The organism is Kutzneria chonburiensis (assembly GCF_028622115.1).
GTDB lineage: Bacteria > Actinomycetota > Actinomycetes > Mycobacteriales > Pseudonocardiaceae > Kutzneria > Kutzneria chonburiensis.
Window position 1 is genome coordinate 3,975,622 of sequence record NZ_CP097263.1, and the last position, 25,810, is coordinate 4,001,431.

25 protein-coding genes are annotated in these 25,810 nt (G+C 69.9%); 10 read left to right on the forward strand and 15 right to left on the reverse strand.

Annotated features, from left to right (window positions below; all coding sequences use genetic code 11):
* Positions 1-12: 12 nt before the first annotated feature.
* From M3Q35_RS17815 to icmF, 3 genes are all read right to left on the reverse strand, one after another.
* Positions 13-1,020 (reverse strand): polyprenyl synthetase family protein, encoded by a 1,008-nt coding sequence (locus M3Q35_RS17815; RefSeq protein WP_273942975.1) that lies wholly within the window; start codon positions 1,018-1,020, stop codon positions 13-15.
* Between the two features lie 164 nt (positions 1,021-1,184).
* Complete coding sequence (locus M3Q35_RS17820) at positions 1,185-2,342, reverse strand: MFS transporter (RefSeq protein WP_273942976.1); 1,158 nt, start codon at positions 2,340-2,342, stop codon at positions 1,185-1,187.
* A gap of 62 nt (positions 2,343-2,404) precedes the next feature.
* On the reverse strand, positions 2,405-5,632 hold the full coding sequence (gene icmF / locus M3Q35_RS17825; protein ID WP_273942977.1) for a fused isobutyryl-CoA mutase/GTPase IcmF: 3,228 nt from the start codon (positions 5,630-5,632) through the stop codon (positions 2,405-2,407).
* Between the two features lie 256 nt (positions 5,633-5,888).
* Here icmF and M3Q35_RS17830 point away from each other — a divergent pair, with 256 nt between their 5' ends.
* Complete coding sequence (locus M3Q35_RS17830; RefSeq protein ID WP_273942979.1) at positions 5,889-6,917, forward strand: phosphatidylinositol-specific phospholipase C domain-containing protein; 1,029 nt, start codon at positions 5,889-5,891, stop codon at positions 6,915-6,917.
* A gap of 67 nt (positions 6,918-6,984) precedes the next feature.
* Here the strand turns inward: M3Q35_RS17830 and M3Q35_RS17835 are convergent, their stop codons facing one another.
* Positions 6,985-7,620 carry a TetR/AcrR family transcriptional regulator gene (locus M3Q35_RS17835; protein ID WP_273942980.1) on the reverse strand — a complete coding sequence of 212 codons (636 nt, stop codon included), beginning with the start codon at positions 7,618-7,620 and terminating at the stop codon, positions 6,985-6,987.
* A 54-nt stretch (positions 7,621-7,674) separates the two neighbouring features.
* Between M3Q35_RS17835 and M3Q35_RS17840 the strand changes: the two genes are divergently transcribed.
* Both M3Q35_RS17840 and M3Q35_RS17845 read left to right on the forward strand, forming a co-directional pair.
* Positions 7,675-8,076, forward strand: a complete 402-nt coding sequence (locus tag M3Q35_RS17840; protein WP_273942981.1) for a YybH family protein — start codon at positions 7,675-7,677, stop codon at positions 8,074-8,076.
* On the forward strand, positions 8,073-8,531 hold the full coding sequence (locus M3Q35_RS17845; RefSeq protein WP_273942983.1) for a cupin domain-containing protein: 459 nt from the start codon (positions 8,073-8,075) through the stop codon (positions 8,529-8,531). Before M3Q35_RS17840 ends, M3Q35_RS17845 begins: the two co-directional genes overlap by 4 nt.
* Here the strand turns inward: M3Q35_RS17845 and M3Q35_RS17850 are convergent, their stop codons facing one another.
* The 4 genes from M3Q35_RS17850 to M3Q35_RS17865 form a co-directional block, all read right to left on the reverse strand.
* Positions 8,532-9,002 carry a LapA family protein gene (locus M3Q35_RS17850; RefSeq protein ID WP_273942985.1) on the reverse strand — a complete coding sequence of 157 codons (471 nt, stop codon included), beginning with the start codon at positions 9,000-9,002 and terminating at the stop codon, positions 8,532-8,534. It lies immediately after the preceding gene.
* 65 nt (positions 9,003-9,067) lie between these two features.
* Positions 9,068-10,315, reverse strand: a complete 1,248-nt coding sequence (locus tag M3Q35_RS17855) for a GGDEF domain-containing protein (RefSeq protein WP_273942986.1) — start codon at positions 10,313-10,315, stop codon at positions 9,068-9,070.
* A gap of 220 nt (positions 10,316-10,535) precedes the next feature.
* Complete coding sequence (locus M3Q35_RS17860; protein ID WP_273942987.1) at positions 10,536-11,807, reverse strand: MFS transporter; 1,272 nt, start codon at positions 11,805-11,807, stop codon at positions 10,536-10,538.
* Positions 11,808-11,823: 16 nt separating this feature from the next.
* A complete protein-coding gene (locus M3Q35_RS17865) occupies positions 11,824-12,489 on the reverse strand; it encodes a hypothetical protein (RefSeq protein ID WP_273942988.1) in 666 nt (221 codons plus the stop codon).
* Between the two features lie 129 nt (positions 12,490-12,618).
* Here M3Q35_RS17865 and M3Q35_RS17870 point away from each other — a divergent pair, with 129 nt between their 5' ends.
* From M3Q35_RS17870 to M3Q35_RS17880, 3 genes are read left to right on the forward strand one after another with little or no spacing between them, the layout of a single operon-like run.
* On the forward strand, positions 12,619-13,608 hold the full coding sequence (locus M3Q35_RS17870) for an ArsR/SmtB family transcription factor (protein ID WP_273942989.1): 990 nt from the start codon (positions 12,619-12,621) through the stop codon (positions 13,606-13,608).
* A gap of 58 nt (positions 13,609-13,666) precedes the next feature.
* Entirely contained in the window at positions 13,667-14,524 is an 858-nt protein-coding gene (locus tag M3Q35_RS17875) for a hypothetical protein (RefSeq protein WP_273942990.1), read from the forward strand.
* Positions 14,476-15,075, forward strand: a complete 600-nt coding sequence (locus M3Q35_RS17880) for a helix-turn-helix transcriptional regulator (protein WP_273942991.1) — start codon at positions 14,476-14,478, stop codon at positions 15,073-15,075. Before M3Q35_RS17875 ends, M3Q35_RS17880 begins: the two co-directional genes overlap by 49 nt.
* A 143-nt stretch (positions 15,076-15,218) precedes the next feature.
* Here M3Q35_RS17880 and M3Q35_RS17885 read toward each other — a convergent pair whose 3' ends face one another.
* Genes M3Q35_RS17885 through M3Q35_RS17900 form a run of 4 tightly spaced genes read right to left on the reverse strand, consistent with a single transcriptional unit; the run spans position 15,219 to position 19,427 of the window.
* Positions 15,219-16,652 (reverse strand): dynamin family protein, encoded by a 1,434-nt coding sequence (locus M3Q35_RS17885; RefSeq protein WP_273942992.1) that lies wholly within the window; start codon positions 16,650-16,652, stop codon positions 15,219-15,221.
* A complete protein-coding gene (locus M3Q35_RS17890) occupies positions 16,649-17,251 on the reverse strand; it encodes a hypothetical protein (RefSeq protein ID WP_273942994.1) in 603 nt (200 codons plus the stop codon). The genes M3Q35_RS17885 and M3Q35_RS17890 overlap by 4 nt, the downstream gene beginning before the upstream one ends.
* A complete protein-coding gene (locus tag M3Q35_RS17895; RefSeq protein WP_273942995.1) occupies positions 17,193-18,416 on the reverse strand; it encodes a dynamin family protein in 1,224 nt (407 codons plus the stop codon). Before M3Q35_RS17895 ends, M3Q35_RS17890 begins: the two co-directional genes overlap by 59 nt.
* A gap of 12 nt (positions 18,417-18,428) precedes the next feature.
* Positions 18,429-19,427 carry an IniB N-terminal domain-containing protein gene (locus tag M3Q35_RS17900; protein WP_273942996.1) on the reverse strand — a complete coding sequence of 333 codons (999 nt, stop codon included), beginning with the start codon at positions 19,425-19,427 and terminating at the stop codon, positions 18,429-18,431.
* A gap of 181 nt (positions 19,428-19,608) precedes the next feature.
* On the opposite strand from M3Q35_RS17900, the gene M3Q35_RS17905 reads away from it, so the two are divergent.
* On the forward strand, positions 19,609-21,294 hold the full coding sequence (locus tag M3Q35_RS17905) for an Hsp70 family protein (RefSeq protein ID WP_273942997.1): 1,686 nt from the start codon (positions 19,609-19,611) through the stop codon (positions 21,292-21,294).
* 57 nt (positions 21,295-21,351) lie between these two features.
* Here the strand turns inward: M3Q35_RS17905 and M3Q35_RS17910 are convergent, their stop codons facing one another.
* On the reverse strand, positions 21,352-21,711 hold the full coding sequence (locus M3Q35_RS17910; RefSeq protein ID WP_273942998.1) for a hypothetical protein: 360 nt from the start codon (positions 21,709-21,711) through the stop codon (positions 21,352-21,354).
* 69 nt (positions 21,712-21,780) lie between these two features.
* On the opposite strand from M3Q35_RS17910, the gene M3Q35_RS17915 reads away from it, so the two are divergent.
* From M3Q35_RS17915 to M3Q35_RS17925, 3 genes are all read left to right on the forward strand, one after another.
* On the forward strand, positions 21,781-22,551 hold the full coding sequence (locus M3Q35_RS17915) for an enoyl-CoA hydratase/isomerase family protein (protein WP_273944382.1): 771 nt from the start codon (positions 21,781-21,783) through the stop codon (positions 22,549-22,551).
* A gap of 69 nt (positions 22,552-22,620) precedes the next feature.
* Positions 22,621-23,394: a phosphotransferase family protein gene (locus M3Q35_RS17920; RefSeq protein ID WP_273942999.1), complete on the forward strand. Its 774-nt coding sequence runs from the start codon at positions 22,621-22,623 to the stop codon at positions 23,392-23,394.
* Positions 23,391-23,657, forward strand: a complete 267-nt coding sequence (locus tag M3Q35_RS17925; RefSeq protein WP_273943000.1) for a TFIIB-type zinc ribbon-containing protein — start codon at positions 23,391-23,393, stop codon at positions 23,655-23,657. Before M3Q35_RS17920 ends, M3Q35_RS17925 begins: the two co-directional genes overlap by 4 nt.
* Before the next feature lie 204 nt (positions 23,658-23,861).
* On the opposite strand, the gene M3Q35_RS17930 is transcribed toward M3Q35_RS17925, so the two are convergent.
* Both M3Q35_RS17930 and M3Q35_RS17935 read right to left on the reverse strand, forming a co-directional pair.
* A complete protein-coding gene (locus tag M3Q35_RS17930; protein WP_273943001.1) occupies positions 23,862-25,073 on the reverse strand; it encodes a hypothetical protein in 1,212 nt (403 codons plus the stop codon).
* The gene (locus M3Q35_RS17935) at positions 25,070-25,789 is read right to left on the reverse strand and encodes a hypothetical protein (protein ID WP_273943002.1); all 720 of its coding nucleotides are present in this window, start codon (positions 25,787-25,789) and stop codon (positions 25,070-25,072) included. Before M3Q35_RS17935 ends, M3Q35_RS17930 begins: the two co-directional genes overlap by 4 nt.
* Positions 25,790-25,810: the final 21 nt, after the last annotated feature.

Sequence of the window (25,810 nt, forward strand, 5' to 3'; positions counted from 1 at the left end):
GATCTGTGACAGCTACGCCGTGCGGGCGGTGAGGAACCTGATCAGCTCGGACCACTCGCCGAGCACGGCGGGCGGCAGGGGCAAGGTGGCGAGGCAGTCGAGGGCGAGGGTGGCGTGGCGGCGGGCGTAGGCGAGGGTGGACTCGCCGGCGTGGGAGAGGTCGAGGGCGGCGACGACGGAGGCGAAGTCGCTGAGGGTGGGGACGGACTCCACGAGCAGGAGCTCGGTCAAATGCCTCGACGCCGGACCGGGATCGGCGAGCCCGAAGACGACCGGCAGGCACAGGCGGCGGGCGGCGATGTCGGTGCCGACGGGCTTGCCGGTGCAAGCCGGGTCGCCCCAGATGCCGAGCCAGTCGTCGATGGCCTGGAAGGCGAGGCCGAGGTGGAAGCCGCAGCGGCCGAGCTCGGCGGTGGAAGTGGGATCGGCGTCGGCGAGCACAGCGCCGATACGGCAAGAGGCGGCCAACAATGCGCCGGACTTGGCGGCGGCCAGCTGTTCCCAATGGGCGACGGAAGGCTCGGGGCCGGTGTGCAGGTCCTCGGCCTGCCCCCAGCACAACCGGGTCATCGCGGCGGCGAGCTCGGACTGGGCGGCGGGGAGGCCGTCGAGGGTGGCGACGGCGGAAGCCAACAGGGCGTCGCCGGCGAGGAGGGTGACGGAGGTGCCGAACACGCGCCACGCGGCCAATCGGCCGCGGCGCTCCGGGTCGCCGTCCATGATGTCGTCGTGCAGCAAGGAAAACTCGTGCACGAGCTGCACGGCGGTGGCACCGGCGACGGCCCGTTCCACACCGGAGCCGACGGATCGCGCAGCCAGGAACACGAGGGCCGGACGGAGCATCTTGCCCCGACGAGCGGCCATCGGAACGCCGTGGCGGTCGGTGAGCCCGCAGTGGTAGCCGGCGACGGCACGAAGGCGCGGGTGCAAGCCGCTGATGGCCCGGAAGATGGCGGGCGTGGTCAACGCCGCGGCCAAGGGCAAGATCCCGGCCCGCTGCTCCGGCTGCAGGGCGGTCATCACCATGCCGGATCGCGGACCACGGCGACGAACTCGTCGAGCAGCACGGCTCCACGTGATTGTCCGGCCATTTCCCCCGCCCCACTTCGGTCGCACGCGAGTGATGCAGCGTGTCCCGTAACCGTGAGTACGGCAAGGAGGTGTTCCAAGGTCCGGCACAACGGTCAGGACGAGCGCGTGACGGGCAACGCCAGTGCGGTGCCGGCGAGCATCAACGCGGTGCTGACGACGAGGGTAACGCGCAAGTCCAGGGTGCCCGACAAGCCTCCGAGAAGTGCGCCGACGGGCTGGGTGCCGTAGACCAGGAACCGCCAACCGGCGTTGACGCGGGACACCTGGTCGGGGGCAACGAGAGTCTGGCGGAAGGTCTGCTGGTTGACGCCGTACAACGACGGCCCGACACCGCGAAAGACCTGGGAGAGCAAGGCCGGACCGACAACGAGGACAAAGCCGGCGAGCGACGACACGAGCATGCCGAGCACGAAGGTCCGGCCGGGGCCGAGGCGGCGTGTGACCGTGGGCGTGACGAGGGCACCGAGCATGCCGGCGACACCGGCGACGGTCACCAAGACGCCGACCAGCCAAGGCGAAAAGCCCAGCACATGAATCAAATACAGCGCCAAGACGGTGTTCTGCATCTGACCGCCGAGCGCGCCGAGAGTGGCGGCGATCGTCACGGGCCGCAGCACGGGATGCGTGAAGGCGATGCGCAGCCCACCGAAGAGATCAGCCTTGTGCCGCACGGCGACGGGCACGCCGGGGACTGTGATCCGGAGCTTGCACAGGGCCGCGACCAGGAACGACGCGGCGTCGACGATCATGGCCAGCGGCGCGGCGAGCAGCGCGACGAGGCCGGTGCCGAGGGCCGACCCGGTCACATTGACGGTCGAGCTGGTCAGCATCAGGGCGCTGTTGGCCGACAGCAGTTGCTCACGCGGCACGAGCATGGGCGTGAACGACTGTCCGGCAACGGCGTCGAACAGGGCGCATACGCCGGCCAGGACGACCACGACGTACAGCTGGGCCAGGCTGAGCACGCCGAACGCCGCAGCCAACGGAACCGAGCCGATCAGCACCAGCTGACCGAGGTCGGCCAACACGAGGATTCGCTTGTACGGCAAGCGATCCACCCACACGCCGGCCGGCAGGCCGAGCACGAGGTGCGGCAGAAAGCCGGCCGCGCCGAGGATACCCATGTCGACCGGCGAAGCGTGCAGGGCAACCACCGCGACCAGCGGCAAAGCCACCGTCGTCACGCTGGATCCCAGTAGCGACACCGAGTTCCCGACGAACAGCCGGCGAAAGTCCCCCGTGAAGATCATGGCCTCGACGGTAGAGCAGACGGACCCGCTTCAAGCGGGTCCGCTGCTCTCAGCGGAACGGGTCAGATGTTGCGTCGGTACTGACCGCCGACCTCGAAGAACGCCTCGGTGATCTGGCCGAGGGTGCACACCCGGGCGGCGTCCATGAGCACGGCGAAGACATTCTCGCCGGTGGTGGCGGCGGTGCGCAGCCGGGCCAGCGCGTCGGCGGCGTCGGAGCGGTGCCGGTGCTGGAAGTCCAGGGTCCGGTCGACCTGGGACTCCTTCTCCTGCTCGGTGGCACGGGCCAGCTCGATCTCCACCGGCCCCTCGTCGACCTGCGGCGCGAGGAAGGTGTTCACACCGATCAGCGGCAGCGTGCCGTTGTGCTTGCGCTGCTCGTACAGCATCGACTCGTCCTGGATCCGGCCACGCTGGTAGCCGGTCTCCATGGCGCCGAGCACGCCACCGCGCTCGGAGATCCGGTCGAACTCGGCCAGCACGGCCTCCTCGACCAGGTCGGTCAGCTCGTCGATGACGAACGAACCCTGCAACGGGTTCTCGTTCATCGACAGGCCCCACTCCTTGTTGATGATCAGCTGGATGGCCATGGCCCGACGCACCGAGCTCTCCGTCGGGGTGGTGACGGCCTCGTCATAGGCGTTGGTGTGCAAGCTGTTGCAGTTGTCGTACAGCGCGCACAGGGCCTGCAGCGTGGTGCGGATGTCGTTGAAGTTCATCTCCTGCGCGTGCAGCGACCGCCCCGAGGTCTGCACGTGGTACTTGAACTTCTGCGACCGCTCGTTGGCCCCGTAGCGGTCCCGCATGGCCACCGCCCAGATCCGCCGGGCCACCCGGCCGATCACGCTGTACTCGGCGTCCATCCCGTTGGAGAAGAAGAACGACAGGTTGGCCGCGAAGTCGTCGATGCTCATGCCGCGGGCCAGGTAGGACTCGACGTAGGTGAACCCGTTGGCCAGCGTGAAGGCCAGCTGGCTGATCGGGTTGGCCCCGGCCTCGGCGATGTGGTAGCCGGAGATCGACACCGAGTAGAAGTTGCGCACCTTGTTGGCGATGAACCATTCCTGGATGTCGGCCATCATGCGCAGGCTGAACTCGGTGGAGAAGATGCAGGTGTTCTGGCCCTGGTCCTCCTTGAGGATGTCGGCCTGCACCGTGCCGCGCACGTTGGCCAGCGCCCACGCCCGCAGCTCGGCCGACTCCTGCGCGTCGGGCTCACGGTCGTGCTCGGCCCGGAACGCCTCGACCCGCTGGTCGATCGCGGTGTTGAGGAAGTACGCCAGGATCGTCGGGGCCGGGCCGTTGATCGTCATCGACACCGAGGTGGTCGGCGAGGTGAGGTCGAAGCCGTCGTAGAGGGCCTTCATGTCCTCCAGCGACGCGATGGACACGCCGGAGGTGCCGATCTTGCCGTAGACGTCCGGCGGGGTGTCGGGGTCGCGGCCGTAGAGGGTGACGGAGTCGAAGGCGGTGGACAGGCGGGTCGCCGCCGAGCCCTCGGACAGCAGCTTGAACCGCTTGTTGGTACGGAACGCGTCGCCCTCGCCGGCGAACATCCGGGCCGGGTCCTCCCCGTCCCGCTTGAACGGGAAAACGCCTGCCGTGTAAGGGAAGCGACCGGGCAGGTTCTCGTTGCGCAGCCAGCGCAGCAGGGTGCCCTCGTCGTCGAACCGCGGCAGGCTGACCCGGCGCACCTTGTTGCCGGACAGCGTCTCCCGGGTCAGCTCGGTGCGGATCTCCTTGTCCCGCACCCGGAACACCAGCTCGTCGCCGGAGTACTGCTCGACCGTGCGCGGCCAGTCGGCCAGCAGGTCGGCGCTGTCCCGGTCCACCTTGCGCTCGCTGGCCTCCACCAGCTCGGAAAGGTCCGAAGTGGACTTTCCGGCGGCGTCCAAGGCTTTCTGCGCCTGTACGAGATGCGTGTGCGCGCGGACGGCCTCGACCTGCTCGCCGGTCCGCTTGTGGTACGTGCGAACGGTGTCGGCGATGTCGGAAAGGTAGCGGGCCCGAGCCGCCGGCACGATGGTGGACGCCGAGGTCGACACCTTGCCCTCGACCACCGGCAGCACACCGTGCTCGAAACCCAACTCCGCCAATAGATGCTGGTACAGCGCGGTGACGCCGTCGTCGTTGAAGGTGGCGGCGCTGGTGCCGAAGACCGGCATGTCCTGCCACGTCGAGCCGAACGCCTCGCGGTTGCGCACCAGCTGGCGGGCCACGTCCCGGCGGGCGTCCTCGGCCCCACGGCGCTCGAACTTGTTGATCGCCACCGCGTCGGCGAAGTCCAGCATGTCGATCTTCTCCAGCTGTGACGCGGCGCCGAACTCCGGCGTCATCACGTACAGCGAGTGGTCGACGAAGGGCACGATCGCGGCGTCGCCCTGGCCGATGCCCGGCGTCTCCACGACGATCAGGTCGGCGCCGGCGGCCTTGCAGGCCAGGATGGCGTCGGCCAGGCCGTCCGGCACCTCGGCGCCGGCCCGGCGCGTTGCCATGGAACGGAAGAAGACCCGCTCACGGTCCAGGCAGTTCATCCGAATCCGGTCGCCCAGCAGCGCGCCGCCGCCGCGCCGCCGTGACGGGTCGACGGCCAGCACCGCGATGTGCAGCTTGTCCTGCTGGTCGAGGCGGAACCGGCGGACCATCTCGTCGGTCAGCGAGGACTTGCCGGAGCCGCCGGTGCCGGTGATGCCCAGCACGGGCACCCGCCGGTCGCCGACCGCGTCGGCCATGGCCGCCCGCAGCTGGTCGGACAGCTTGCCGGCCTCGATCACCGTGATGGCCCGGGACAGCGCGTCCTGCGCGCCGGTGAACAGGCCGTCCCAGCTGGCCGGGACGGTCTCGGACAGGTCGGTGTCGCAGGACTCGACCATGGTGTTGATCATCTGGGCCAGGCCCATGTGCTGGCCGTCGGCCGGCGAGAAGATGCGGGCCACGCCCCGCGAGTGCAGCAGCTCGATCTCCCGCGGCACGATCACGCCGCCCCCGCCGCCGTACACCTTGACGTGCCCGGCGCCGCGCTCGCGCAGCAGCTCCACCAGGTACGTGAAGTACTCGACGTGCCCGCCCTGGTAGGCGCTGATCGCGACGCCCTGCGCGTCCTCCTGGATCGCCGCGGTGACGACCTCGTCCACCGACCGGTTGTGGCCCAGGTGGATCACCTCGGCGCCCTGCGACTGGAGGATGCGCCGCATGATGTTGATCGCGGCGTCGTGCCCGTCGAACAGGCTGGCGGCGGTGATGAACCGGACCGGGTTGCTCGGCTTGTGGAGAGCAGCGGTTCCGCTCATGGCGACTCCTCGGGGTGACCTCCTAAATACTTTGCCTTCCTACTATCGGGAGTGCAACTAATCGGCGGGGAGGCTTCGCTCACACGCCTCCCGAAAACCGGACTCGACCGGCGGAAACGACAGATCAGGTTAACGGCGTTCAGCCATTCGGCGACCAGCGACGATCAGCCCTGTTGGCGCGCGCTACCCGCAAGTAGGGTCCCACTCCGGGTGCCGCCACACCTCACCCGCTCACATCAGGACTGAGGAGATCCCTATGCGCGTGAGCAAGGTCGTGGTCGCGGTGCTGGCGCTGGCGGGGCTGACCGCCGGGACGGCGAGCGCCGACGGGACCGGGTCGCTGCGGCTGTCCGAGGCCACCACCGTCGGCATCCACAACACCTACGACACCGCCGCGTACCAGTACCTGGCGCAGTCGCTGGACGCCGGCGCGAACCTGGTCGAGCTGGACGCCTGGTTCAACGTCTTCACGCACAAGTGGAACGTCAGCCACAGCAACCCGATCGGCAGCGACAACAACTGCGTGCAGGCCAAGTCGCCGACCGCCAACCTGTACGGCGGCACGCGCAACCAGAACCTCAACGACTGCCTCGACGACATCAACGTGTGGCTGGGCAACCACCCCGGCGCCGGGCCGCTGACCGTCAAGATCGAGCTCAAGGCCGGGTTCGCCGGCAACATCGGGATGGGCCCGGACACCCTCGACAGCTACGTGCACAACAGCCTTGGCAGCCGGGTGTTCCGGCCGATCGACCTGCTCGGCTCGTACCCGACGCTGGACGACGCGGCCAAGGCGAACAACTGGCCGACCCGGGCGGCGATGGCCGGCAAGGTCATGGTGGAGATCATTCCCGGCACGGTCGAGGAGCAGAACCCGACCGACCACCTGTGGACCGACGTCGAGTACGCCCAGTACATGAAGGGCCTGGCCGCGGCCGGCAACCTTGCCCAGGCACAGATCTTCCCGGCCGTCCACAACGCGGCGTCCGGCGACCCGCGCACCCGGTACAGCGACACGTCGCTGCGCCCGTGGTTCGTGGTGTTCGACGGCGACGCCAGCGGCTACATCGACGGCGGCATCGACACCTCGTTCTACGTGAACAACCACTACTTCCTGATCATGACCGACGCGGAGAACGTCAAGCCGGCCATCGACGACGTGAACCCGACCGTGCAGCAGGCCCAGGACCGGGTCGCACTGATGGCGAGCAAGGGCGCCAGCGTGGTCGGCACCGACTGGCGGCAGCTGACCACCGTGCTCCCCGAGGTGCTCCCCCGCGGCTGATTTTGTGTCACATGCGGTCCGTACTTGCCTCCAGGAGGCAAGTACGGACCGCATGTGCCGAATAATCTCAGGGGGCGGCGAGGGTGGTGGCCCAGAGGGTGCCTAGCCAGGTGGCGTAGCGGTCGTCGGACCAGCCCTGGCGTACGACGAGGGTGCGCCACAGGGTGCCGTCGGTCATGGCGAACAGCACGTCACGGCACTCCTCCTCCGACACCGCCAACTGCCCGGTCTCCTTGGCCCGCAAGGCATGCACGCCCATGGCCGCGAATCGGGCGGCGTCGATCCCCTCGAGGAACACGGCGACGGCCGGCTCGGACTCGGCGGCGGTTTCAACGGCGAGGCGCAGCCCGGCGGTCCGCCGCATGACCACGGTGTTGACCGCGGCGAACAGGCGTAGCCGCGTCGGCAGGTCGGGTTCGGCGAACACGGCTTGCAGCTCGGGCCGTTCGAGCAGGTGGACGTCCTGCTCGTCGCCGCCGACGGCGATGTCCCAGGCCCGGTACAGCAGGGTCGGCTTGTTCCGGAAGGTCGCGTAGACGGTCTCCGCGGCGACCCCGGCCGTCCGCGCGATCTCGGCGATCGTGGTGCCGCCGTAGCCCCTGACCTCGAACGATTCCCGCGCGGCGGCGAGGATCCGCGCGCGGTTCTCCGCGGCCTGCTCGCGGCGGCGGCTGGCGTCGTAGCGCCTCTTGACATCGCCCAAGGTTGGATACACCCTCACCGTATTGGATATAGCTCGACTGTATCGGAGGTTGCCATGGTAACCGAAGAGTTCCTCGCCGAGATGCTGCCGCGGCAGCTCGCCGCCGAGCAGGCGCTGTGCCGTGGCGACGCCGAACCCCGCGGCCAGACCTGGTCGCATGCCGATCCGGTGACGGTGTTCGGCGCGTCGAAGGCGCCGGTGCGACGGGGCTGGGACGAGGTCAGCGGCCTGTTCAAGGAGGTGGCGGCCAGCTTCTCCGGCCTGGACGCCTACGAGTTCGAGCTGGTCGCCGCCGGGGCGAGCGGCGATCTCGCCTACACGGTCGGCTTCGAGCACAAGACCGCCGTGATCAACGGCAGGACCGTCACGTACACGCTGCGCGTCACCCACGTCTACCGGCGCGAGGACGGCGTGTGGCAGACGGTCCACCGCCACGGCGACCACGTCGAGTCATGACCGCGACCACGGTCGGCGCCGCCGAGGGAACACCGATCATCCTGCCGGCCAGGGGTTACGGCCTGGTCAAACTGGGCGCCGCCGACACCGCAGGGAGCCTGTCGGCCTTCGAGCTCGTCTTCGAGCCGGGCGAAGGCCCGGGCGAGCACGTGCACACCCGCGACCACGAGCTCTGGTACGTGCTCGACGGCGACTTCCGTTTCCTGCTGGGCCAAGAGCTGGTGCACCAGTCCACCGGCGGCCTCGCCTTCGGCCCGCGCGGCACCCCGCACACCTTCCAGAACATCGGCGACACGCCGGGACGGCTGCTGGTGATCACCGCGCCGGCCGGGCTCGAGGGCTTCTTCCTCGAGTACGACCGCCGCGCCGACGGCCCGTACGACATGGACGCGCTGGCCGCGGCGGCAGAAGTCGGCGGGCTCGACTTCGTCGGCCCGCCGCTGCGCCTGCGCTGACTACTTGCGGGTGTTGGCCTTACGGAACGACCGCCGCAGCTGGATGATCCGGCCGTAGCCCGGGATCGCGACCAGCAGCACGCCGCAGATCGCCGCCAGCAGCAGGGCGACGCCGAGCGGGAACTCGCCGCCCCAGCCGAAGAAGTAGATCGTCACGTAGCTGTTGTTCTGCACGATGAAGACGAGCAGCAGCAAGAGGACCACGGCGGCGACGATGATGCCGGTCCACAGGCCGCTGATCCGGGTGTGCTTGATGCGCACGGGCGCGGCGCTGGGCTGCTCGGGCTCGACGACCGCGCCGCCACCGGGCACGGCCCCGCCCGGCACCGCCGGGACGGCCGGCGCCTCGGGCGCGCCGGGCATCGCCCCGGCATCGATCCCCGTCTCGGCGTCCCGCATCGGCGGCACCGCCGGCTTGTCACGTTCGGCGGCGCCACCGGTCGACTTGGCGCTGTGGGACGGCTCGGTCATGGGTCCACCTCCTCGCCGGAGTGTTCCCCATTGTGGTGGCCGCGAACCGGCGACGCGCGGCGACGCTACCCCGTTCGGGTGTCGATCACGGCCAGGCTGCTCACCACCCGGTTCCGCCCGGCCCGCTTGGCCCGGTAGAGGGCGGTGTCGGCGGCGTGCACCAGCTCGTCCACGCCCAAAGCCGCCTCGGGATAGACGGCCGCGCCGATCGACGCCGACAACGTCGACAGCACCGTGTCGCTGTCGGGTAGCGGCACCCGCAGCTGGCTGATGGCCCGTCGGATCCGTTCGGCGATGGCCAGCACGTCCCGGTTGCGCAGGCCGGGCAGCAGCACCACGAATTCCTCGCCGCCGAACCGGCCGACCGTGTCGTAGTCCCGCACCGACCGCCGCACGGTGCCGGCGACGGCCTTGAGCACCTCGTCCCCGGCGAGGTGCCCGTAGGTGTCGTTGACCCGCTTGAAGTGGTCCAGGTCGACCATCAGCACGCCGAACGGCGAGCCACGGGTCAGCTCCTTGCTGGCCACGTCCTGCCAGGTGGTGGCGTTGAGCAGGCCGGTCTTCTGGTCCTTGGTCGCCAACTCCTCCAGGTGCTTGACCAGCACGCTGCGGTGCAGCACGAACAGCGGCACGAACAGGAACAGCAGCGCGAACGGCTGGTACACGAGCACAAGGCCGATCACCGCGCCGATGCAGATGGTGGCCAGCTCCAGCGCGTTGTCGTCGACCGAGCCGACCAGGTCCGGCAGCGACCGTGTGCCGCTGTCGATCCGCAGGCTGACCGCGATGAGCACGCCGTCAACGGCGAAGAACGCGACGGCCGCGGCCAGCACGACGCCGATGGACACAGCGTCCAGGTCGGTCGCACGGGTCAGCACCGGCACGCCCCCCGCGTCCAGCACCAGCCGGGCGGCCCAAGCCGCCAGGATCATCGCGGCGGCATTCATCACCTGCCGGTGCGGATAGCTGCGCTGGACCCGGTAGCTGCGCACGACGACGTGCGCCGAGACCAGGGCGGTCAGCACGGCCACCCACGACATGGGCAGCGTCAGCACGGCCGCGAACACCCACACCGACACCATGTTGATGTGCACGGAGCCGCTCATCACCCGGCGTAGCCGCTCTATGCGCCGGGACGCCTCCCCCTGCACAAAAGCCGCGGCGGCCAGGGCCGCCGCGGTCACCACCGGCAGATCGACACGTTCGTAGAACGCCGCCGCGATCACCGCCAATGCGGCGAGATCGACCGCGAGCACATACCAGATCGAGAGCACCGGCCGCCCCCACAACGGCCATTTCGCGATTCTTGCCACCCCAAGGTCATCTTGTCGTATGCTCGCCATGGCTCTCCCCCCACGGTTTCCATGGAGTATGCGGGAAGCTGCGGAGTGTGTTCTGGAATCGGATCAGGACCACCCGGCTAGCGCAACGGAGGTTGACACTATGCGTGGTAGGACAACCTGATCAGATCAAGGTGATCCGTCCAACGGGGTCGGCGGCGGCCCGCCATCCGTCGCCGGCCGTGTTCACCGTTCAGCTGGTCAGCTGCACGGCCAGTTGCGCGGGATTCGCGACCCGCCGCCATGCCAGCGCCAGTCCGGCGGCCAGCACCACACCGACACAGCCGACGACCGCCATTCCGCCGGCCGGCGTGAACACCTGAGCGAATGCGCCCGCGACAAGTGCGCCTACCCCTTGCACCGACTGGATGACCGCGGACGCGAATCCCATTCCCTGGGCCCGTACCGAATTAGGTAGCAATCGGGATGCGGTGGTCATCGCTTGAATGGTGTAAATCGTCGCCGCGGCCCCGCTGCACGCGAACAGGACCATCGACAGCACGAGGTCCGGATACAGCGCGCAGGCCGCTATCGGCACGCCGGCGGCCACCCCGAGCCAGCCGACCGACCGTAGTCGGGTCAGCTCGGACAGCCGTTCGAACAGCAGCGAGCCGACGACCGCGCCGATCGGGTCGGCGGCCATCAGCAGGCCGACCGCGACCGGCCCCATGCCCAGCTGCTTGGCGTACGGCGCGCCCAGTGCCTCGGGCGCGATGTAGAACAGGGCCAGCGCCCCGATGCCCAGCAGGACGCGGGTGCGCGAGTCGCGCCAGATCACCGTGAAGCCGTGCAGGATCTTGGTCGGCTCGTCGTGCTCCACGGATCGCACGGCCGGCCGGGCGCGCAGCCCGACCTGCAACAGGACAGCCGAGACGGCGAACGTGAGCGCGTCGATGGCCAGGCCCAGGTACGGGTTGAGCACGGCGATCAGCAGGCCGCCGCCGGCGAAGCCGGCCAGTTGCGCCGAGTACGTCGTCACGTTGCGCAGCGACATCGCGGTCACGTAGCGCTGCCCGCTGAGCAGGTCCGGCAGGATCGCCAGCTGCGCGGCGTTGAACGGGCCCGTGGCCAGCACCGACACCGCCAGCAGCACGCACAGCACCGGCAGCGGCATGCCCGGTAGGGCCATGGCCGCGACCAGCACGGCCTGCACGACGTTGGCCGCGACCATCACCTCGCGGCGCGGGAACCGGTCGCCGAGGCTGGCCAGGAACAGGCCGCCGAGCAGCGTCGGCACGTAGGTCAGGGCGAAGGTGAGGCCGGTCAGCACGGCCGAGTCGGTGGTGTTGAAGACGAGTACGGCCAGCGCCACGCGGGCCACCTGGTCACCGAGCGTCGACAGCAGCTCGGCCAGCCAGAGCGCGCGGAACTCGCCGGTCTTGAGCACGGTCGCGAACGTGACCCGCTCCGGTTCGGCATCCATCAAGTTGTCCCCGTAACCGGCGCTCCCCAGCGCCGTGCTCACGAGGGTAGCGACTCCGTCACGTTGCGTACCGGTTTTCCGCGAGGTCACGCGTGCCCGTCGCGGTCAGCTCGTCGCCAAGACGGCGCAGGACATCGGCCACATCGGCGTCCGCATGGCGGCAGGCGGCGTCGAACACCGCCAGTCGCGCTTCGTAGCCGGACTCGTCGTAGTCGGCCTCCCCGGCCAGCCGGTGCACCGCGTCGGCCTTGTCGAACACGATGCGTTCGACGGCGTCGCAGGCGATACGGAGCGTGTCCGCGAAGCCGCCGACCCGCTGCCACACCGCGCGCTGCCACGGATCCTGCCGCGCGTCCAGCATGTCCGAGCAGAGCGACTCCAGGCTCTCCGCGTCAGCCCGCAGCTCGGCCAGCGGGATGTCGCGCTGCGTGTCGTAGCGGGCGCTGATCTCGGTGTCGAAGTCGAACTCGCAGCGGTGTCGTCGAGCGTGCTCCGGGCCGTGCCGGCGGAAGAACTCCAGCCCGACCGCGCCGGCCTCCAGTATCGGCGTCGACGACGGCTCGCCCGCACTGCCGAACACTTCCAGCCGCGCGGCCAACTCCGCCAGGTAGCCGGTGCGACCGCCGGTCGTGCCACAGCGCGCCAACAGGTCGGCCAGCTCGGCCCGGGAGTCGCCGATCCGCTCGTCGAACGCGACGCGCAGGCGCAGCGACGCATCGTCCATGAGCGCCCCCCAAACAAAAAAACCTTGATCGTGCACCGTCACCATGACATGGCGCGCCCCCGGCTGGTAGGACCTTTCAGACAGGTCTGAAACGTCGGGGGGCCTGGTGGGGCGTCAAGGGGGTCGGTCATGGTTGGCACGCTGCGGTTGCACTTCACCGCCGAGGATCTGCTGCGCACGCGCGTGCTCACCGAGCCGGATCCGTTGTGGGAGCTGGTGCTGAGCCTCCATCACCTCTCCCCGACCGGCGAGCCCGACCGGCACACGGTGTGGCGTCGAGAGGTCCGACCCCGACTGTCCGATCCGGCTGCGGCCCACGCCTTCGGCCTGTTACGCCGGCTCGTGCCCGGGCGGGGCAATTTCCCCGACTTCCTGACGCCCTTGCCCACAACGGAGGGCATCGACGGCGCGTTGGACGTAATCCGGTCTACGCCGAGCATCCGCCTTGCCCTCGACATGAGTCCCGCTCGACTACACCGCGTCTCCGCCGGCCGGTTCTGCCACGGCTTGGCCGCCGGTCACACCGAGTCGGTGTCCGATCTGGTCGGTGCGTTGCGGCGCTACCACGACACCGCGATCGCGCCCATCTGGGACGAGGTCGGCGAGCACGTCCGGGCCGACAGCGAGTCCCGCGTGCGTGAGTTGGCCGACGACGGTCTCGGCGGGATGTTCTCCCGGCTCGGGCCGTCCTTTCGCTGGCGTTGGCCGTGGCTGGAGACGGATTACCCGCGCTCGCACGAGATCCGGCTCGGTGGGCGGGGGCTGACGCTGGTGCCGTCGTTCTTCTGTCTCGGCGATCCCGTCACGCTGATCGACGAGGAACTGCCGCCCATGCTGGTGTTTCCGGCGCGGCCGCTGCGCCGTGACCGTGACGCCGAGGAGCGCACGCTGTTCCATCTGTCCCAGGTCATCGGCCGCACCCGGGCCCGGATTCTGGTCGCGCTGCGTAATTCCCGGTCCACCTCCGAGCTGGCCGAGATCATCGGCATGTCGTTGGCGTCGGCCAGCCAGCAGGTGACCTTGTTGCGCAACGCGGGCTTCGTGGCCAGCCGTCGGGACGGCCAGGCCGTGCGGCACTGCGTCACCCGAAAGGGTAAAGCCTTGCTGGAATCGAACTAACGAATCGGTCCGGCGGTACGACTATGCGTAGGTCCGTACGACAACTGCCGGGAGCGAGATGACCCACGTGGTCGACGACGCCGTGGAGACCGGGCTTTCCGCGCAGGCCGAGGCCGCCGCGTTGGAGGGAGACCTGGACACCGCTTCCCTGTTGGCCGACCAGGCCATGCTCGACGGGGACCGGCGTGGCGCCGAGGTTGCCGCCGCCGTGTTGGCGCAGCGTGGCATGCTGGCCGACAGCGTTGCCCTGTACCGGTGGGCGGAGAGTGTGGACGGTGTCCGTTCCGGCTTTGCCGTCGCCGCGCTCCTGGGCGTCGGGGACCTGCCGGCCGCTTCCGCGCAGCTGGCCGCATTCGACGATTCGACGCGGACGCCCACTTCCCTGTCCACCGTCGAATCCCTTGTCGCCCATGGGTTGGCCGAGTCCGTCACCGGTTCCGCCGTCGCCGCACTGTCACAGCTCGTGCAGGCCGCCGCCGTGTTGGAACCCCATGCCGGCAAGGTGTTGTTACCCGACACCCCGTCCGCGTTGGCCTGCCTCGTTGCCCTGCACCTGGGGCAGCTGGACATGGCCGAGTCCGCCGTCAGCGACGACGCCATGCGGCACGTCCTGCTGCGGGCGTGGATCTCCTTGCAGCGCGGCGATCTTGCCGCCGCCGACGTCCCGTCGCAGTGCCCCGGTCCCCGTGACGAGCTGTTCGCCGCCGCGATCCAGATCGGCGTCGCCCGCCGTCGTTCCGACCTGGCCGGCCTGTTGGACGCGTGGCCGCGGGCCCGCGACGCCGTGATCGCCCACCCCGTCGACCTTTTCGTGCTCCAGCCCGTCGGCGAGATCGCTGTAGCCGCCGCCCGATTACACGAGGACGAGTGGCTGGCCCCCGCCTCGCCGAGGCCGACGAGTTGCTGGAGCGATTAGGCCGGCCGGCGTTGTGGTCCGTGCCCTTGCACTGGTTCTCCCTCCAGGCCGCCGTGGCCTCCGAGTCGCCTTCTGCGGCCGCCCGCCACGCCAACGCCTTGTCCACCATGGCCCGCAGCTCCCGCTACGCCGCGGCGTTGGCCGCTTGCGCCCGGGCTTGGCTACGCGTCCTGGCCGGTGACGTCCAGGTCGAGCCCGTCGTGGCCGCCGCCCGTGAGCTCCGGGCCGTCGGCCTCGGCTGGGACGGCGCCCGCCTCGCCGGCCAGGCCGCCATCCGCACCGGTGACCATGCCGCCATGACCACCCTTCTGACCTGCGCCCGGGCATTGCACGGCACGCCGCACACTCCGTCTCCCGGCCCGCAGCTCTCCCCTCGTGAGATGGAGGTGGCCGAGCTCCTCGTCGGCGGCATGACGTACAAGCAGATCGGCGAACGCCTGTTCATCTCCGCCAAGACCGTCGAGCACCACGTCGCCCGCATCCGTCAGCGGCTCGGCTCGACTTCCCGCCGCGAACTCCTCGCCCGCCTCCGGATCATCATCGCCGGCTGACCCCGCCCCCAGCCGAGCGCTGCGCCCCCGGGTGGCACATGCGGTCCGAATGTGCCGCATAGAGGCAACAACGACGCTCATGTGACATTCGAAAGTGCCTGAAACCGGATTTCGGTGTGCCGCTGGGCGGGACTCGCGGGGGTTCAGGAGAGGTCGGCGGCCATGCCCTCGCAGCTGCGGACGACGACCCGGGCCACGTCGACCGTTGCCTTGCGGGCCATGGGGTTCTCGGCCTGGCGCTGCCAACGCTGCAAAGCGTCGAGCACGGCGGCGCGCTGCTGGTCGCGGTGGACATCCGGGGCCAGGCCCAAACGCGACCACGACTGAGCGCCGCCGGCGCCGAGTAGCCGCTCGGCCTCGTCCACGGCGAGGTCGCTGAGGTCGGTGACGCCGGAGCGGAGGGCACCGAGCACGCGGAGCTCGGTGAACTCGTGGGCGCCGGAGAGGATCCGCTCGACCTCGTCGCGCAGGGCCTCGACGCCGGGGCGGGAATCACGGCGTAGCAAGGCATCGACGGCCAACAGGGCTGATCGGGACTTGAGGAGGTCGCGGCGCTGGGTGAACTGGGCGGCGAAAACGGAGCGCAGCTCGTCGATGCCGCTGCGGCGGGTGAGCTCGGCGGCCAACCGGCCGGGATCGGTGAAGCCCTGACGGATCAAGGCCAGGGACAGGCGCACGCCGAAAAGGCCGAAGCGTTCCAACAAACCGAAGCCGCCGACACAGTGGGCGAAGCGGTCGGCCGAGAGCAGGGCGGGCTCGACCTCGGAGCGGGGCATGCCGGCGATGCCGGACAGCGCGTCGAACTCGTGCTGGTGCAGAGAACGAGCGGTTTCGGCGAGGAGCCCGGCCACCGGCACGACGCCCTGGCAGAGGCGTCGCAAACGCGGATCGGACCGGTAGCGGCGGGCGATCCTCGAGGCGGACATCAGGGCGTCCACCCGGCCGACGCCGATCTCGTCGGCCCGAGAAAGCACAGCGATGGTGTTCACCGGGTTGGCCCGAGCGATTCCGTTGTCGTGGAACGACTCCAGCAGCCGCAGGTCGGCACTGTGCAGATGCCGCATCAGGTACACGACGGCGTCGGCCTCGCTGGGCTCGTCGTCCGGAACGAGGAAACCTTTGGCCCGTGCGGAAACGTCGGTCGACAGGGAGGCGATGCCGGGAGTGTCGATCAAGATGGTGTCGGAGAGACCCCGCGACGGCCAGTCGACCACCAGACGCTCGACGTGCGCCGGATTGAGCCCCTCCAGGTCGATCCGCAGCGCCCCGCCGGCCCGGTCGATGCGCAACTGCCTGACGCCGTCACCATGCGCGCACACCCGAGGCCGATGGCCCTGTCGGTACCAGGTGACTATGCGCGTGCACTCCCCGGCGTCGGTCGGGGCCAGCCGCTCCCCCACCACGGCGTTGAGCAGCGTGGACTTGCCGGCCTTGACCTGGCCGGCGATGGCTACCCGCAGCGGACCGTCCAACCGGTCCAGGTGCGCGCGCAGCGACTCGGCGATCTCGGGCGATTCGCGGAAGACGTCGACGGCATCCCGTAACAGGGTCCGCACCTGACCACCGAGGCGGCTCATCGGGTCAGCTCCCGAGCCAGCCCGGCCAGGTGCTCGACCCGTCTCAGCTCGGCGGTGACGTCCTTGATCCGATCGTCGCGACTGCCGGCATCGGCCTTCACGGCCTGCTGCGCGGCGGACAGCGCATCCTGCACCGAGCGGGACAGCTCCTGCGCGTGGGCGGTGAAGTGGTCCCGCAAGGTGCGCTGGAGTGCTCGCAGCAGATCGCGGGATTCCTTGCCCACCTGGAAGATCAGGTCGTCGATGAAGCGCCGCGCGGCCGACTTGGCCTCGGCCTGCCGGCGTTGCAGCATACGTTTGCGCTCGTCCTTCACGGTCTTGCGGCCCAGCAGCAGGCCGGCGGCCACGGACACCGGGTTGAGCAGCGAGAGCCCGGCGACGGTGCTCAACATGCCGATCATGATGGTGCCGCCGTAGCCGCCGCGCATGCCGGTGATCACCTTCTGGCCGACGCCGAAGGACTCGGCCGTCGGCATGTCGAACGTGCTGGCGGCGTTGGGGGCGTGGAAACCCAGGTCGGGCAGGGCCTGCTCGCCGGCGTCACCGAAGTGCTCGGCGACCTGCCGGGCCAGCCACTGGGCCCGCTGGTGCGTCCACACGAAGTTGGCCGACGCGGCGGCAGCCCCCTTGGTGCAGCCACAACGTGAACTCTTCGTCCACAGTGGCCGGATCGACCCGGTCGAGCTCCTCCTCGGCCTCGCGCACCAGGTGCCGCATCCGGTCCCGCAGGTCGTACTCGATGTCGGCGATCAGGTCGCCCACGCCGTCGTTGAGGGTCTGCTGCCAGCGCGCGGAGCGCTCCTTCAACGCGTCCACGCGGCCACGGGCGCTGGTCAGCTCGGCGATCAGATCGCCGGCACGGTGGGGATCCCGGTGCGCGGCCAGCTCGGCCTGCATCGACGCCGACAGCTGGGTGGTCACCGACAGCACGTCATGCGCCACCGAACGGTCGGCCAACGCCGCCGCCTGGCCGAGAATGTCGTTACGCAGTCGGTAGATCAGCTCCGGAAAGCCGGATTCCTCGTTCAGCTGGCCGTCTTGGGCCCGGATCGCGTGCTGCCGCAACGTGGAGGAGACGGCAATCAGGTCGGCGTCGACATCGGCCGCGGCAAGATGGCCCCGGTTCAATTCGGCAATCCGTCTCCATTGCGGATACAGATCGGTCTTGGTCAGTACACAAAGGACGGTCGGGCACATCTTCATGGCCTGCCGCAAGAAGTCCAGCTCCGGGCCGGTGTACTCCTGGGCCGCGTCGGACACCAGGATCACGGCGTCGGCGGTGGGCAGCACGGCCATGGTGCTGGCGCCGTGGGCCGAGTCGAGACCGCCGACGCCGGGCGTGTCGACCAGACAGAGACCACCGGACAACACGGTGCGGGGAACCCCGACCTCCGCGTAGCGCAAACGCTCGCGGTTGCCGGGGTTCCCCGCCTCCGAGACATGCTGGGCCAGCTGGTCGATCGGCACCGACCGGCGCTGCTGCTCGTCGTCCCCGACCAGCACCACCGACGGCTCGGGCGCGTGACGGACCAGGGTGGGCACCGCCGTGGCCAGGTCGTCGTCGACCGGGCACACCGGGGCGTCCACCAACGAGTTCACCAGCAAACTCTTGCCCTGCTTGAACTCCCCGACCACCAGCACCCGCACCTCCGGGTCCAGCAGCCGGCGGCGGGCCACCGCCAACCGCTCGCCGAGGTCCTCCCTGCGGTAGGCCGTGGTGGCCCGGATCGCGAGGTCGAGCAGCTCGGCGGCGGTCGGCGGCATTGGGGACTCCCGTCAGATGTGGATGATGGTGTGGTCGACGTCGTTGTTGGACGCGATGTCGTTGTTGGACGCGATGTCCGTGTCGTTGTGCGACCCCAGCTCGGTCAGGCTGCGGTCGTGCGAGTCGTCGTGCGAGTCGTTGCCCGAGCCGATCGCCGTGGTGTTGTCCGAGGCGACGGTGTCGTGCGAGTCGTCGTGGGAATCGTCGTGCGAGTCGTTCCCGGAGTCGACGGCGGTGTTGTTGTTGGAGGCCACCGCGTTGTGCGAGTCGGTGGTGTCGTGCGAGTCGTTGCCGGAGTCGACGGCCGTGGTGTTGTGGCTGTCGTTGTGCGAGTCGTTGCCGGACCCGATCGCCGTGTTGTTGTGCGAGTCGGTGGTGCTGTGGTTGTCGGTCGTGTTGTGCGAGTCGGTCTGGCTGGTGCTGCTGCCGTTGCTGGCCACGGCCACGTTGCCGCTGCCGTAGGCGTGCACGTCGGTGGAGTTGTCGTCGTTGGAGCCCGTGGCGCTACCTCCGACCGCCACCGCACCACCGTGATCGGCGCTGAGGTCGCCGTTCTGCACCTCGTTGCCGTTGCCGACGACGTTGTGATCGCCGGTGGTGACCACGGAGTGGTTGTCGAAGCTCTGGAACACGTCGCGGGCCCAGACGTTCTGGTTCACCGAGTTGTCGACCACGGTGTTGTGGCTGTCCACCGCGTACGAGTAGTTCTGCGTGATGTAGCGGATCTGCTCGATCGCGTGCTCGATGCCGCCCCCACCGTCGACGCCGTGCGCGGGCGGGGGCGGCGGCGGGGTCACCACGTGGCTCGGGCCACCGGCGTCGTAGGTTCTGTCGAACGACTGCGCGGCATCGATGACCAGCGGCATCGCGTCGTGCACGTCGGCCGCGCACAGGTGGCTGAAGCCGTGCTCGTTGAGCGTCTGCTGCGGGTGCTGCTCGAACTGGTCGCGGGCGGTCTGGTCGCCCAGCAGCTCCATGATGAAGTCCAGCAGGCTGATTCCGGTCGCCATGGGATCTCCTCCTTGATCGCCGTGATGCCATGACGCTAGGTAGCGATCACCGGTGGGTGCATCGGGTGCCGGCCCCTGTCCTGAATCCCCGGCGTTGGGGGATCGGATACGGGGAGCGATTGGGGGGTGAATGGGGGTTTTCGTTGCTAATGGCCACCGACGGTGTCGCGATGAGTCCCGCGTGACCTATCTGCTCGGCTTGGACCTGGGAACGACGTTCACCGCTGCCGCCATCAGGCGAGGCGACGGACCGCCGGAAATGGTCACACTCGGTAATCACAGCACGTGTCTGCCCTCGGTCCTGCACATCGGCCGTGACGGGTCCGTGCTGGTCGGCGACGCCGCCGAGCGACGGGCCGCGGTCGACCCGGCCGGCGTGGCACGGGAGTTCAAGCGACGGGTCGGCGACCAGACGCCGATGCTGCTGGGCGACGGCGGGCACACCGCCCACGAACTGACCGCGCGGCTGGCCCGTCACGTCGTCGACTTCGTACGCTCGCGTGAAGGCGGCGAACCCGAGCAAGTCTCGATTACCCATCCGGCCGGCTGGGGCGGGCACAAGACGGCGCTGCTGGGCGAGGCGCTGGCCGAGTACGGGCTCGGCGACTCCCTGCTGCTCAGCGAGCCGGCGGCGGCTGCGATCGCCTACGCCGCGACCGAGCGGCTGGCCCCGGGCGCGGCGATCGGCGTGTACGACCTCGGCGGCGGCACCGTGGACATGGCCGTGCTGCGCAAGGACGCGATCGGCTCGTTCGAGCTGGTCGGCGAGCCCGCCGGCGACGACCACTTCGGTGGCGTGGACTTCGACGAGCTGCTGTTCGAGCGGATCCGCAACCAGTTCCCGGAGCTGATGTCCGGCCTGTCGGCCGACGATCCGCTGGCGGTGAGCGCGGTGGCCCGGCTGCGGCGGGAGATCACCGAGGCCAAGGAGGCCCTGTCGCTGGACACCGAGGCCGTGATCCCGGTGCTGCTGCCGTCCGGGCAGCGGCAGGCGCGGCTGATCCGGGCCGAGTTCGAGGCGATGATCCGGGCCGCGCTGGAGGAGACCGTCGACCTCATGCGGCGGACCATCCACTCGGCCGGGCTGACCGAGGACGACCTGGCGGCCGTGCTGCTCGTCGGCGGTTCGTCACGGATTCCGCTGGTCACGGAGCTGTTGTCGGCCGGGCTGGGGCGTCCCGTGGCCGTGGACGCCGATCCCAAGGCCACGGTGGCGATCGGGGCCGTGCTGTCGGCGTCGTTGGACACCGTGGTCGAGCCCGTGCCGGCGATCGTGGCGATGACCGCACCGCCGGTGCGGCCGACCGAGCCCGAGTTGCCGTTGCATCTGGCCACGCCGTCCCGGCCGCAGCGGATCTTCCGGCCCCGGGTGTTCGCCGGCGCGGCCGGGTTGGCGTTGGCCGCCATGGCCACCAGCGCGATGGTCTACAGCGCGCAGACCGCCGACGTCGGCGCCCCGGCTCAGGCCGCGACGCCGGACACCACGCCGTCCGTCGCGCAGCCGCCGGCGTCCGGAACCCGTGCGGCGGCGTACAAGCCGGCCAGGACCACCGGGCACAGCTCGACGTCGACCACGTCCAAAACCGCTGGCAGCACGACCACGACGACGCCCACGGCGGCTGCCACGACGACAACTACGAGCCCCACGGAACGCGCCGGTGCTCCGCTCATCGGACCTCCGCCGGACGACAACACGCCGCCGCCGACCCCGACCGACCCCGCGCCGACGTCCACCGACACCACGACGCCGTCAACGGCGACCCAGCAGCCGCATCAGGGCCCGCCGCCCGACGACACCACCATCTCGTCCGCGCCGTCCACGTCGCTGATCACCTCGACCACCGACCCCACGCCCACCACGACCTGATGCCACATGGGCTTCCTATGTGGCATCAGACGCCATATAGGAAGCCCATGTGGCGATTCAGAGCTCGTCTACTTCCTCGGGGGTGTCGTAGATGGGCTCGGTGGCGCCGTAGACGGTGTGGACCTCCACCGAGCCGAGGCCGATCGTCACCAGGTACTCGCGCACCTGCGGCTCGGTCGCGCCGGCGAAGATCAGGTGTGTTGTCCAGGCCGGGCGGTCCGGCCGCTCCTCGAACTGGATGTAGTGCAGCAGCCCGTGCGGCACCTCGCCGCGCTCGATCACCTGCTCCGGCCGGCCCCACTCGGCCAACAGCAGCTCCGTGTACTGCCCACGGCCCGCGCCGAGCTGCTCGAACAGCACGGGGTCGAGTAACTTCACCTGCGGGTGCTCGCCGTTCCACGACGCTATCTCCGACACCTCGCAATCATGAGCGTGAGAGGGTGGGAACGCAAAGATCACGTGAGAACGGGGTGCACCGTGGAGCTGCTGCGACTTGATCGCGAGGACGCCGGCCTGGCCGTGCTGACCGTCGATGCGCCGCCGCTGAACCTCTACACGGCCGCCATGCAGGCCGAACTCGTCGACTCCGTCGGGCAGATCGAGGCCATGCGGCCGCGGGCGCTGCTGATCAGGGCGGTCGGGCGGGTGGTCAGCGGTGGCGTCGACGTTGCCCTTTTCGACGCCCAGCCGTCGGCCACCGCGGCCAGGGAGCTGTTCGACGAGATGCTGACCATCCCGGACCGGATCGCGGCGCTGCCCTGCCCGACCGTGTTCGCCGCGCACGCCCTGTGCCTGACCTGGGCGTTCGAGATCGCGGTGGCCTGCGATGTGCTGCTGGCGGCCGAGCGCGCCAAGTTCGGGTTGGTGGAGAACGTGATCGGCCTGACGCCGACGATGGGCGGCACCCAGCGGCTGGCCGCGCGGGCCGGTGTCGGGCGGGCCAAGGAGTTCGTGATGACCGGCGACCGCTACGACGCCGCGACCCTGGAGCGCTGGAACGTCGTCAACCAGGTGCTGCCGGACGAGGGCTTCGACGACGCCGTTCTCGCCTATGCGCGGCGGCTGGCCGCGGGGCCGACCCGGGCCCACGCCGCGACCAAGCAGGTGCTGCGGCACTTCGAGCACGGCGGCGTGGCCGAGGCGAACGCGCACGTCACGACCATTGCCGCCGAGCTGTTCGACACCGACGACCTGCGTTCGGCGGTGCGCTCCTTCCTGACCGACGGTCCCGGCAAGGCCACTTTCTCAGGTCATTGACAGGTTGCCAGGGAACCTTCCCTCCATTACGGACCGTTTACCCAGTGTTGGTGAACGGAGGTGGAGCGGATGGGATCCGGGGTTGTCGTCAGTATCGTCGACGAGGTGGTCAAGGCCCATCACGACGGGGCCGACGGCCGGGCGCTGGCCGACCGGATGCGCCTGGCCGCGCATCCGGCCTTGGGCGGAATTCTGTTGCCGCCCAAGGACTCCACGCCTATCCCGGTCGGCCAGCGGTGGGTAAGCGTGTGGCCGCTCGGCGTTCCCGTCGCCGATGACGCGGCCGCCGCGCCGTGGGCCGAGGCCGGCGGTTTGCTGGCCCGGCTGCACCGCGTCGACCCGTCACGGCTCGGTCCCATTCCCGCCGCCGGCACGCCGGCCCGATTATCCGGCGCGATCGCCCGTGTGCGCGAAAACCCTTCCGCCGAAACGGTTCTCGCCGCGTGGGACACCGTGCCGGCGTTGGAGCCCGGGTACCACCTCGTGCACGGCGACTGGCATCTCGGGCAGCTGGTGCGGTTCCGGGGCCGGTGGCTGCTGATCGACGTGGACGATCTCGGACTCGGCGATCCGCTGTGGGATCTCGGGCGCATCGCCGCCGGCTACGCCATCGGCGCCTTGCCCGAGTTCGGCTGGCAGCGCTTCCTCGCCGGCTACCGCGCCGCTCATGGCCCCGCCATTCCCCTCTCCGGCGACCCTTGGCCCGTACTCGACCCCGTCGCCCGTGCCTTCGTGGTCTACAGCGCCGCCTGCGCGTTGCTCGCCGACCGCCCCTGTGACGACGTGGACCGGGCTCTGCTCGCCGCGTGCCGCCGAATGACCGATTGTGAGGAGACCAGATGAACTGCCCCAAGTGCCCCGGTTCCATGCGTACCTACGAGCGCAACGGCGTGCACGTCGAGCAGTGCGACACGTGCCGCGGCATCTTTCTCGACCACGGCGAGCTCGAGGCCCTCGGCCGCGCCGAGGCCCAGTGGTCCGGTCAGCAGTACGCCGGGCCGCCCCAGCGACACGGCAACTACGGCGGCGGCCATCACGGCGGACCGTCCTGGGGCGACCGCCGCCAGCGCAAGGGCGGCTTCGGCCGCTTCCTCTTCTCCTCCTGAGGCCGAGACGGCGTCCTCAGCGGAGCTTGCCCTCGATGTTCTTGCGGGGGACGCCGTCGACCGCCACGCACAGCCCGAACACCCGTTCCCGGCCCGTCCAGCCGTTGATGCCACCCCGATGTTGCCGATCTGCACCCGCTGCCCGGCGATCGCCGTCACGCGGTGCAGGTACACCGTGCCCGCGACCCGGGCCAGCACCGGTTTTCAGTCGACGCCGGGCGGCACCACAATGCCCAGGGGCGAAATCTCAGGGAGGAGTGGGTAGTCGAGCGTTTCGACGCGGTCGCCGTACCGGGCAAGCGCCGGAAATGCCTGTCGCGCCTCGGCGAACAACACCGGCAGGCGATCGCGGCCGAAGCCGTGCGCCGCCGAGAACAGCGCTTCGAGGGCAGCCCGCAGCGGATCCGAATTGCCGGCGGCGAACACCGCCGGCAACGCCACCGACTGCTGGTGGAAGTTGTCGCTGCTGCCGTCGAGCGAGGTCACGACCGTGTGTGGGACTCGGTCGTCGGACAGCACCAAATCCGAGACGCGCCACCGGTCGTCGAACGGCGCGGGCAGCGGCTCGCCCTGATCCAGCGCGGCCAGTGCCGGGGCGATCCACTCGACATCCGCCAACTGGGCCTCGACGTAGACCCGCCTCGCCGCCCAGTGCGCCACCGCCCGTTGGGTGTCCGCACCGGTCTCGGCCAACGCGTCGGCCAGTCGTCGGTCCAGTGTCGCCAGGGCCCGCGCGTTGCCGTCCATTTGACGGAGCGGCCCATCCGGCAGACGGCCGCCCCACACATGGGCCTCCGCTCGCAGGCGCATCTCCTCGGCGACGCGTTCCTGTTCGAGCCGCGCAAGCCGTTCTGCCTCGGCTCGCTCCTCCGGCGTCGGCGGCGCCGGCTGGTCGCGGGCGACCCCATGCCAGTAGGCGGCGTACTCCGAGCTCTGCTTCACGACCTCGTCCGGTGCCGGCGGGCTCGGCCAGAACTGGAGCAGATAGCGGTCGAGTTCGGGTTCGTCCTCGTCGCGACCGTCCTGCTCGTGGCCGTCGTCCAGGCGCGTTCCGCAGTAGCGGACCCGGTGGTCGACGTCGGCCAGAGCGAGCTCCGAGGTCCACTCCCCGCCCCAGCCGAGGAGGTGGGTGTCGCCGAGCGGCCGGAACGACACCTCGACGATCTCCTCCCAGGTCTCGTCCAGAACCGGGGCATGCTCATGCAGTTCCACGGTGAGGCCGACATAACCGGTGTGCGAGCCGGTGATCAGCAACAGGTGAACGGGCACCGCGCCGCCGCACAGGCCGTTGCGCTGGCCGCCGAAACACTCCCCCAGACCGGGCCAATCGTCGTTGCTGTGCACGTAGAACTGCCCGTAGTGCACCCAGACGTCTTCGCTCATCACGGTTCGCACCGCGTCCCCCTTGTCGGTCATGCCCTCACAGTAGGGCCGAACGACGGCAGGTACATGGGCACGGTGTCGGCGAACTCGAGGCGGGGCAGGACGGCGGTGTCGGACTCGTACGCCAGTTCCTCCGGGGTGCGCCAGACCTTGGCCTGCTGCCGGTAGGAGCTGACGGCCCGCAGGGCGGAGCCGGGCTCGGTGGGGTCGTCGGCGTAGATGTAGGGACGGCGGAACCAGCCGGAGATGGGCTCGGTGGGATCGTCCGGGCTCTCGGGCAGGGACTTGACCTGGTCGAGGTGGAAGTCGGCCGCCCCGAAGCCGTAGCCGCCGATGACGTCGACGTTGTACAGGGCGAGCTTGGGCTCCTCGGGAACGGGCGGGGCGGCGAGCCAGTCGCGGACGTCGTCCTCGGTCATGTCGGCGCCGAGGGTGTTGAGGACCCGGGTCCACACCGCCTCGACGGAACCGCCGAAGGCGGCGATCACGTGATCGAGCACGGCGCACGACGAGGCCCGGCGACCCCGGCGCAGCCCGGAGCGCGGCTCGCGGCAACGGGTGCAGCGGCCGGTCTCGTCGACCTCGTGCTCATGGAGCAGCGCGAGCAGGGCGGCGCACATGCGCAGCATCCAGTCACGCTCGTCGTCGGAGCCGAGCACGCGGACAGGGTCGACCGCACCGGTCTCCAGCCACGCGACGACCCGGTCGAGCTCCATGATCGCTCGTTCACGCAGGGTCAATTTCCGCAAGCGGCCAGGATAGGGCCTTCC

Bases quoted from the DNA above. Each gene is read 5' to 3' on its own strand.
- M3Q35_RS17815 (WP_273942975.1), bottom strand. From the start codon at position 1,020: ATGACCGCCCTGCAGCCGGAGCAGCGGGCCGGGATCTTGCCCTTGGCC.
- M3Q35_RS17830 (WP_273942979.1), top strand. From the start codon at position 5,889: ATGCGCGTGAGCAAGGTCGTGGTCGCGGTGCTGGCGCTGGCGGGGCTG.
- icmF (WP_273942977.1), bottom strand. From the start codon at position 5,632: ATGAGCGGAACCGCTGCTCTCCACAAGCCGAGCAACCCGGTCCGGTTC.
- M3Q35_RS17920 (WP_273942999.1), top strand. From the start codon at position 22,621: ATGGGATCCGGGGTTGTCGTCAGTATCGTCGACGAGGTGGTCAAGGCC.
- M3Q35_RS17925 (WP_273943000.1), top strand. From the start codon at position 23,391: ATGAACTGCCCCAAGTGCCCCGGTTCCATGCGTACCTACGAGCGCAAC.
- M3Q35_RS17845 (WP_273942983.1), top strand. From the start codon at position 8,073: ATGACCGCGACCACGGTCGGCGCCGCCGAGGGAACACCGATCATCCTG.
- M3Q35_RS17885 (WP_273942992.1), bottom strand. From the start codon at position 16,652: ATGAGCCGCCTCGGTGGTCAGGTGCGGACCCTGTTACGGGATGCCGTC.
- M3Q35_RS17900 (WP_273942996.1), bottom strand. From the start codon at position 19,427: ATGGCGACCGGAATCAGCCTGCTGGACTTCATCATGGAGCTGCTGGGC.
- M3Q35_RS17870 (WP_273942989.1), top strand. From the start codon at position 12,619: ATGGTTGGCACGCTGCGGTTGCACTTCACCGCCGAGGATCTGCTGCGC.
- M3Q35_RS17850 (WP_273942985.1), bottom strand. From the start codon at position 9,002: ATGACCGAGCCGTCCCACAGCGCCAAGTCGACCGGTGGCGCCGCCGAA.
- M3Q35_RS17895 (WP_273942995.1), bottom strand. From the start codon at position 18,416: ATGCCGCCGACCGCCGCCGAGCTGCTCGACCTCGCGATCCGGGCCACC.
- M3Q35_RS17840 (WP_273942981.1), top strand. From the start codon at position 7,675: ATGGTAACCGAAGAGTTCCTCGCCGAGATGCTGCCGCGGCAGCTCGCC.
- M3Q35_RS17865 (WP_273942988.1), bottom strand. From the start codon at position 12,489: ATGGACGATGCGTCGCTGCGCCTGCGCGTCGCGTTCGACGAGCGGATC.
- M3Q35_RS17875 (WP_273942990.1), top strand. From the start codon at position 13,667: ATGACCCACGTGGTCGACGACGCCGTGGAGACCGGGCTTTCCGCGCAG.
- M3Q35_RS17820 (WP_273942976.1), bottom strand. From the start codon at position 2,342: ATGATCTTCACGGGGGACTTTCGCCGGCTGTTCGTCGGGAACTCGGTG.
- M3Q35_RS17930 (WP_273943001.1), bottom strand. From the start codon at position 25,073: ATGACCGACAAGGGGGACGCGGTGCGAACCGTGATGAGCGAAGACGTC.